Here is an 8,618-nt window from a genome sequence, read left to right as displayed (position 1 = left end):
ATCCCCTCAAATCTCGCTTAGGGCATTGAATCATGCCAACACGGTCAGGTGAAGAGCCTTTTTCCGCGACCTGTTAAGGCCGTGTGCGCGCATCGTCACCCCGGCGTGTTCTTGCCCAGATAGCGGCTGAGTGGTGCGGTTGCGCCTTTGAACCGGGCCTGCGCCGGGTTGATGGCGTCGTAAACAACCGCATTTTCCAGCACGCGCTGCACATAGCTGCGCGTTTCGTAGATCGGGATCATCTCGATCCAGCGCAGCATGTCGGAGCCGCCCAGCCGGGGGTCGCCATTGGTGCGTATCCACTTGTTCACATTGCCGGGCCCCGCATTGTAGGCTGCGACGGCCAGTGGATAGCTGCCCCCGTAATAGTTCAGCATCTGCTGGAAATAGGTGCTGCCAAGCTGGATGTTATAGCTTGGGTCGGCGGTGAGCGAGGACATGTTGTAGCTGAGGCCGATCTTGCCCGCCGTTTCGCGCGCAGTGCCGGGCATAAGCTGCATCAGGCCGCGTGCTCCGGCGTGACTTACGGCTGCGCGGTCAAACTGACTTTCCTGGCGGGCAATGGCGTGGATCATCGTCCAGTTCGCCTGATGGCCGGACGGCACGGAAATACTGGGGAAGCTGGTCCGGCCATAGCGCGAGAGGCCATCGGAGACAGCCCGCCGCCCGACCATGACGCCAAGGTCAGGACGCCCAAGAGTCTGGGCGAGTTCAGCCGACAGGAGGTGGCTCTGCTGGTCATCGGCCCTGGCCGCGATGGCGCGCACGAATTTGCTCTGATCTTCCCAATAGCCCATCTGCCCAAGGGCACGCGCAGCGCGGACCACGCTGCGGTTGGCGAAGGTTGCCCGGTCTGCGGTTGTCACGGCAGTTGGAAGTGCCGCCACGGGAGCAGGGACGGGGCGACCCAAGCGTTCGAGCGACAATTGCCCGTAGAACTGATCGGGATAGGCGGCTGCCTGCATGAAGAAGTTATTGGCTCCAACGGCGTCTCCGCTGGCGAGCGCAGCCCGCCCGGCCCAGTAGAAGCCCTTCGATATTGTCTGCGGCGAACGCGCGGCGGTGGCATAGCGCTGGAACATGCCGATGGCGTCGCGGGGGCGGCCCAGATTGTAGAAGGCCGTGGTGCCAGCGAGCCATGTCAGGCTGGTATAGTCGTCCCGCTCGCCGATGCTGCGGTCGCGGACGGCCACGCCGGTTGGATAGGCATCGTCCACCTTGCTGGCGATGCCCCAGGCATAGCTCCACTGGCTATCGTTTGCAGCCGCCTTGGCGTTTGTCAGGAGCGTCTCGAACCACTTTTCGGCGTCGCCGGGCGGGGTGGAGAGCGTCTGGCGATTGGACAGGAGCGTGCGAGCCGCGATGCTGTTGCCGCTGTCGCGCAGCCAGGTTGCCTTGTCGTTGAGATAGCCGGCATCGTTTGCGCCATAGGATTCGGCCGCCTGCATCTGCGCCATGGCATCGACGGCCTTGCGCTGCAAAGCTATGCGCGCGGCGAATACGGGGCGGCGGCGGGGCGAGGTGTAGGCGAGTATCCGTTCGGCACCCGCATTGGCCCGGGCGAAGAGCAGCACGTCCGCGCGCTGATCGTAGTCCGCCGTGGTGAAGCTGCTGCCGAAGAGCGACATCAGCCGCGCTTCGTCATCGGGAGACAGCGCGCCGGTTATCCAAGCGGAACGCGCGGCTACTCGCGCTTCGGCCATGCGTCCGATGGCTGACAGAGCTACAGCGTTGCGCGCGTGACCCACTGCCGTTCGCGCAGGGAAGCGGGCGAAGAAGGCGACGACCTGATTAGGCTCATAGGCATTGGGATTGATCGAGGTTTCGGCGAGCCGCCGCATCCGGTCTTCGCCTGGCCAGTCGGGATAAGTGGTGATGAAGCTGGCATAGGTGGAGAAGCCCAGCCCGTCGCTCTGCTGCAAGCGACGCCATTCATTGATCGCGCCGACAATCTGGGAATCCTGCGCGACGCCGACTTGCGCGCGGACGGCATTCCACCCGGTCGATCCGGGGACCGGCTGTACCGAGGCGGGCTGTGCCGATGCCGGCTGCTGCATCGAAGGCGGGAGCAACTGCGTGGGCGCCTCGGTCTGCGCACTGGCGACGGCGGTGGAGGAGAGAAGGACAACCAAGGTTGTCCGGACGAGGCGTTTGCGGAGTTGAGGCGTTGACGTGACCATGCTGGACATTATGGGGGCAGGTTCCTTATCAGGCGCTGAATACGATGCCTGTGTTGGGCTATATCATATGTTGCCCGGTAAATCCGGCGTTTTGAAGGAGATTTTTCATGTTCTCCGGGTCCATACCGGCTCTGGTGACTCCTTTTCGCGACGGAGCGTTGGACGAACAGGCGTTCAGGACCTTCGTCGACTGGCAGATTGAGGAGGGCAGTTCGGCGCTGGTTCCCTGCGGCACCACAGGCGAAAGCGCTACGATGACGGTCGCGGAGCATAACCGGGTGGTCGCGATCTGCGTAGACCAAGCCGCTGGCCGGGTGCCGGTTATTGCCGGGTGCGGATCGAACGATACGAAGATCGCGCTGGAACACATGTATGCGGCGCAATCGGCGGGGGCGACGGCGGCTCTGGTCGTTGCGCCTTATTACAACAAGCCCAATCAGGAAGGCGTGTATCGCCATTTCGCCTATCTGGCGGAGCGGTGCGATCTGCCGATCATCCTCTACAACGTGCCGAGCCGTACGATTACCGACATCGGTGTGCCTGTGATGTTCCGGCTGGTGGAGGAATTCCAGTCGATTGTCGGCATTAAGGACGCCACCGGAAATCTAGGGCGTGTCACCGCGCAGCGCCTCGCCTGCGGCAAGGATTTCTGCCAGTTGTCCGGGAATGACGAGACGGCGCTGGGCTTCAATGCAATGGGTGGTGTGGGCTGCATCTCCGTCACGGCCAATGTGGCGCCGCGGCTCTGCGCTGATTTTCAGGCAGCCTGCTCTAGCTGGGACTGGGACGCCGCCGTCGCACTGCAGGACCGCCTATATCCGCTGCACGACGCGCTGTTCAGCGATTCTTCACCTGGGCCTGTTAAATACGCCCTCTCGCGCGTACTGCCGGACATGCCGGCGGACGTACGGCTGCCGATCACATGGCCTTCCGACGCCAGCCGCACGGCTGTCGACCGGGCGCTGGAGATCGCAGGATTGGTTTGAAGGTTTCGCACACCCATATCGTGACGACATAACGCCACACTGCATCAGGAAATCATGGCCCGCCCTCGTCCCGAAACATTCGACAAGAAGAAGATCGTCGCCGAGAACAGGCGCGCGCGCTTCGAATATTTTATCGAGGACGTGTTCGAGGCCGGCATCGCCTTGCAGGGCACCGAAGTGAAGGCGTTGCGCGGCGGCGAGGGATCGATCGCGGAAAGCTATGCCGAAGTGAAGGGCAATCAGGTGTTTCTGGTGAACAGCAACATCCCCGAGTACAGCCACGGCAACCGCGAAAACCATGAGCCAAAGCGTCCGCGCAAGCTGCTGCTGCATGAACGTGAGATCACGAAGATGCAGAGCGCAGTCGAGCGGCAGGGCATGACGCTGGTGCCGCTGATGGTCTACTTCAACAGCAAGGGCCGCGCGAAAGTGGAAGTGGCGCTCGCCAAGGGCAAGAAGCTGCACGACAAGCGCGAAGTCATGAAGGATCGTGACTGGAAGCGAGACGCTGCGCGCATCATGAAAGAGCGAGGCTAGATGAGCCGGCTGACCAAATGGTGGCATGCCAATGCTCCAACGCGCGAATCCCTGGAGCATAATCGCTTCATTGCGCCTGTTGCCCATCGCGTGCTTGAGCCTTCGTTGTGGCGCTTTACGCGCAGGTCGGTGCCGCGTGGCGTGGCGCTTGGCCTGCTGGTCGGCATCTTCCTGCTCATTCCGGGCATCCAGATCGCGGGGGCGGCGCTGTTGGCGCTGCCGTTCAGGGCCAATATTCCCGTCGCTGCGGCGATGACATTTCTCAGCAACCCCGCGACCACGCCGCTGATCTTGTGGGCCTCGGTTTATATCGGCAACTTCATGCTGGGGCGGACGGCGGATGCCTCGGGCTTCATGGCGCTCGTCCATAACCATGCGGGCATAGAGCAATGGATGGCGTGGCTGTTTTCGGAAGCCGCCCCCGCCATGCTTTTCGGGCTCGCTATTATTTCCCTTGCTTCCGCGGCAATAGGCTATCTGATTGCGATCGGGTTCTGGCGTGTCCGCATGGGCCGCAAATGGCACGCACGTAAAATGAGGATTGGCAACTGCGGCAAAACTGGCTCAATGGAAGAAACGGCAGCCGTCTGACCCGCGCTGCCTGACACGATCAGGTTGACGGGAGAACGCCACGCCATGGCGGCGCAGGGCAATATATCGCAGAAGAACGAGATGCTTGCGATGGCCGCGCCTGCGCCTTTGCGTGGATTATTGCCCATGCTCGCGGTCGCGGCGCTGGCCTGTGCGGGGCTCGTCTACTTCGCAGTGGGGCAGGTGGCGCTCGCCGCAGGATTTGCGGCTACGCTGCTTGCGGTCGCGGCTCTGGGCTATTGGTTTACGTATCTTTTCCCGCGTGAAGTCATGGATGTGGATGCCGTACCCGACTGGACTGTGGCCCGCGCCGCGGCGGATGCGTCGAGCATGGCCATCGCCGTGACCGATCGGTCGGGGCGACTGGTTTGCGCCAGCGACCTCTTCGGCGAATGGTTTCCGGGTTTTCCGACTCCCCCCGATCTTCCGCTGGAGCAGCCTGACGCCGAACGGCTCACGGCCGCAGGGCGCGCGGCCTGGTCCGATGGGGAAGGCAGGGCCGTAGGGATCGGGCGCGGCGCGTTGAGACTCGATGTCGATGTGGCGCGGACGGGGCGGTCCGAGGATTATCTGCTGTGGCGGTTCACGCCGGTGCGGCAAGTCAGCATCATTGATGACTTCAATAGGATGCTTACCGGAGAAGCGGGGCGTCAACTCACCGAAGCGGGCATCATGGCCGTGATGATCGGCGGCGAAGGGCGGATCAGGGCAGCTAATGGCGCGTTCCTGTTGCGTGCCGCCGGACGGATCGATTCCAATATAACGGGCCGCGATTTCGCGAGCTACCTTCGCATCGACGAGAAGGGGCGCGTGTTCTTCGCTCGCGAAGAGGGCAGCGCGCTGCCGGTCCGCCTGTTGCAGGTGCCCATGCGGCGGGGCGGTGCCGAGGGGCCGATGCTGATCCTGATGCTGGATGAGCAGGGCGGCAGCCTCGATGGTACATCGGCGCTGTCCTACATCGAAACCCTGCTGTCGCTGCTGCCCTTCGGACTGGCCATGGCGGATCGCGACGGGCGCGTGTTGTTCCTGAACAATGCGTTCGCCCGGGCAGTGGGCCTCAAGTCCGGCGAAAAGCCCAGCTATCCTGGCGACCTGGTCGTGCGCGAAGATCAGGCGGCAGTCGCTGATTCGGTGCGGCGCTTTGCGGTGGGACCGCAGATGTCGGGCGACATCGCCGTGCGAATGCGCGTCCAGCCCGATGAGCCGGTGGCGCTCAGCCTGGCGGGCGTGCGCGGCCTTGGCGAGGCGGCTGTGCTACTCAGCCTGAAGGACAACAGCGAGGAGAGCAAGCTGAAGCGCCAGGTGGCGCAGGCGACGAAGATGCAGGCGATCGGCCAGCTTGCAGGAGGTGTCGCGCATGATTTCAACAACATACTGACAGCGATCATCGGCCATTGCGACCTGATGCTGATGCGCCATACACCAGGCGACAGCGATTATGACGATATCCAGCAGATCAAGTCGAACAGCAACCGCGCGGCGGGGCTGACGCGCCAGTTGCTCGCATTTTCCCGCCAACAGACGTTGCGGCCGCAAGTGCTGCAGCTGCCGGATATCGTCGCGGACGTCTCCAACCTGCTCAATCGCCTGCTCGGTGAGAATGTGAAGTTGGTGGTCAGCCATGGCCGAAACCTTGGCGCAGTGCGCGCCGATCCGGGTCAGCTGGAGCAGGTGATCGTCAACCTGGCAGTCAACGCTCGCGACGCAATGCCGGACGGGGGCACGGTCAACATCCAGACCTACGCGGTTCCGGCCGTGAAAGTCCGGGAAATGCGGCACGAAGTCTTGCCCGTCGGCGATTACACCGCGTTGCGCGTTTCTGACAGCGGTCTCGGCATCGCGCCCGATGTCCTTGCCAAGATATTCGAGCCGTTTTTCACCACCAAGGACGTCGGGAAGGGGACGGGCCTTGGTCTATCCACGGTTTACGGCATCGTGAAACAATCAGGCGGATTCATCTTTGCCGAATCCGAACCGGGCCAGGGCGCGAGTTTCGTGATCTATCTGCCCGTCTACGCCTCTGTGGGTAAGCCGGCAGAGCCCGAAAAGCCGCGGCTTCCCGACAAGCGCAGCGAGGTATGGGGCACCGGCACCATCCTGCTTGTCGAGGACGAGGACATGGTGCGCACCGTCGCTGAGCGTGCCCTGTCGCGGCAAGGCTATACCGTGCTTGCGGCTGCGGACGGCGAGCAGGGGCTGGAGATTCTGGAGTCGACCTACGCGTCAGGTGGACATATCGACTTGCTCATTTCCGACGTGGTGATGCCGAACATGGACGGCCCGACAATGGTGGCGCAGGCGCGTCAGTCTCACCCGACGCTCCCCGTGCTATTCATGTCGGGATATGCCGAGGAGCAGCTACGGAAATCGATCGACATCCCTAACGTCAACTTCCTTCCCAAGCCGTTTTCAGTCAGCCAGCTTGCCGAATCCGCACGCGATACGCTGATCGCCTATGCCCCTGTCCAAGCTTCGGAAAAGACTGAAAGTCTCGGCAATCTTGCTGCAGATCAAGGGGAAAGGCACTAGGCAAGCCTGCTTCTATAGGATAGCGACAATTCTCCTTTCGCCATCGAAACACAAATGTTCGGGCACTCTGGGACCGCGGGGAATCATGACTTCAAGTAGATCTATTCTGGTGGTTGAAGACGAAGCCATGATTGGCATCATGCTGGAAGATTTTTTGGAGACTCTGGGCTACGGCGTCCATGGCGTTGCTGCCACGGTCTCTGAAGCTTGCGCTCTGGTGGATCAAGGCGGCTTCGACGCCGCCATCGTCGATTGCAATCTTCAGGGTGAAAAATCCTGGCCGGTTGCCGAAGCGCTGGCCAGTAAAGGCACGCCTTTCCTGTTTGCGACTGGCGGCAGTTCGGATGACGTGCCGACCATTTTCGAGGACCGTCCGACTTTGGCAAAGCCGTTCACCATCGGCGCGGTGGAGCGGGCGCTCGACAAGGTTCTGGCGAGCCGGTAACGACCGTTCAGGAAATTCCTGTTCCCCTCTTGTTCTTACGGAACAAACATAGTACATCATGGCTCAAGCGCTACTGGCGCGCTTCTCCGGCTCCGCAAGACGCGCGAGCTGCTTGACAGGAGGCCATGAGATGACCGCAATGCTGAAATTGATTGATTCCGACAAGAAGACGGGGACCATGGATAAAACTGGACTGGACCGGCAGAAAGCGCTGGACGCCGCACTGGCGCAAATCGACCGCGCGTTCGGCAAGGGCTCGGCCATGCGGCTTGGCTCGAAGGAGACTATGCAGGTCGAAGCGATTTCGACCGGCAGCCTCGGCCTAGACATTGCCCTTGGCGTGGGTGGATTGCCGCGCGGGCGTGTCATCGAAGTGTATGGGCCGGAAAGCTCGGGCAAGACCACGCTGGCGCTGCACGTTATCGCCGAAGCGCAGAAGGGCGGCGGTACAGCGGCTTTCGTGGACGCGGAACATGCGCTCGACCCAGTCTATGCCAGGAAGCTTGGCGTCAACATCGACGAACTGATCGTATCGCAGCCCGACACGGGCGAGCAGGCGCTCGAGATCGTAGACACGCTGGTGCGCTCCAATGCGATCGACGTGCTGGTGGTGGACTCGGTTGCCGCTCTGGTGCCGCGCGCTGAAATCGAGGGCGAGATGGGCGACAGCCATGTTGGGCTGCAGGCCCGCCTGATGTCACAGTCGCTGCGCAAGCTGACTGGCTCCATCAGCCGTTCGCGCTGCATGGTGATCTTCATCAACCAGCTTCGTATGAAAATCGGTGTGATGTACGGCAATCCGGAAACCACGACCGGCGGTAATGCGCTGAAGTTCTATGCGTCCGTTCGTCTCGACATCCGCCGCACCGGTCAGATCAAGGACCGCGACGATATCGTCGGCAATGCGACCCGCGTGAAAGTGGTGAAGAACAAGGTTGCTCCGCCGTTCAAGCAAGTTGAATTCGACATCATGTATGGCGAAGGTATTTCGAAGATCGGTGAGATCCTCGATCTTGGCGTTAAGGCCGGTATCGTCGAAAAGTCCGGCGCGTGGTTCTCCTATGACTCCATTCGCATCGGGCAGGGGCGTGAAAACTCCAAGACCTTCCTCAAGGAAAATCCCGAACTCGCCGACAAGCTGGAAAAAGCCATTCGCGCGAAGACCGAAAAGGTCGCCGAGGGCATGATGACCGGCCCGGAACCTGACGAAGCGGAAGACGGGGAAGCATAGGTCTAAAGGCTACCCGTCAGGTACAGGCGAGGCAGTCTTTAAGATCCAGTTTTCTCTTGCCATTTCAAGACCCGAAAGGCCCGCTGCACGAGTGCTGCGGGCTTTTATCGTAGTGGTCG

The 8,618-nt window shown here is 61.7% G+C and carries 7 protein-coding genes; 6 read left to right on the top strand and 1 reads right to left on the bottom strand.

Annotated elements, in window-relative coordinates:
- Positions 1–95 precede the first annotated feature (95 nt).
- Complete coding sequence (locus QHC67_RS13630; RefSeq protein ID WP_319295190.1) at positions 96–2,189, bottom strand: lytic transglycosylase domain-containing protein; 2,094 nt, start codon at positions 2,187–2,189, stop codon at positions 96–98.
- Positions 2,190–2,287: 98 nt separating this feature from the next.
- On the opposite strand from QHC67_RS13630, the gene dapA reads away from it, so the two are divergent.
- The 6 genes from dapA to recA all read left to right on the top strand — a co-directional run bounded on the left by dapA (position 2,288) and on the right by recA (position 8,499).
- Positions 2,288–3,166, top strand: coding sequence for a 4-hydroxy-tetrahydrodipicolinate synthase (gene dapA, locus QHC67_RS13625; RefSeq protein WP_319295188.1), 879 nt, complete (start codon positions 2,288–2,290; stop codon positions 3,164–3,166).
- A 54-nt stretch (positions 3,167–3,220) separates the two neighbouring features.
- Complete coding sequence (gene smpB / locus QHC67_RS13620) at positions 3,221–3,703, top strand: SsrA-binding protein SmpB (RefSeq protein ID WP_319295186.1); 483 nt, start codon at positions 3,221–3,223, stop codon at positions 3,701–3,703.
- A complete protein-coding gene (locus QHC67_RS13615; protein WP_319295184.1) occupies positions 3,704–4,294 on the top strand; it encodes a DUF2062 domain-containing protein in 591 nt (196 codons plus the stop codon).
- An 81-nt stretch (positions 4,295–4,375) separates the two neighbouring features.
- Positions 4,376–6,823, top strand: coding sequence for an ATP-binding protein (locus QHC67_RS13610; protein ID WP_319295194.1), 2,448 nt, complete (start codon positions 4,376–4,378; stop codon positions 6,821–6,823).
- A gap of 85 nt (positions 6,824–6,908) precedes the next feature.
- Positions 6,909–7,268, top strand: coding sequence for a response regulator (locus QHC67_RS13605; RefSeq protein ID WP_319295182.1), 360 nt, complete (start codon positions 6,909–6,911; stop codon positions 7,266–7,268).
- Positions 7,269–7,398: 130 nt separating this feature from the next.
- Positions 7,399–8,499, top strand: coding sequence for a recombinase RecA (recA, locus tag QHC67_RS13600; protein WP_319295181.1), 1,101 nt, complete (start codon positions 7,399–7,401; stop codon positions 8,497–8,499).
- The last annotated feature ends 119 nt before the right edge of the window (positions 8,500–8,618 follow it).

Origin of the sequence: Sphingobium sp., assembly GCF_033795625.1 — a bacterium.
Lineage (GTDB): Bacteria > Pseudomonadota > Alphaproteobacteria > Sphingomonadales > Sphingomonadaceae > Sphingobium.
This window is presented reverse-complemented; position numbering and strand designations above follow the sequence as displayed.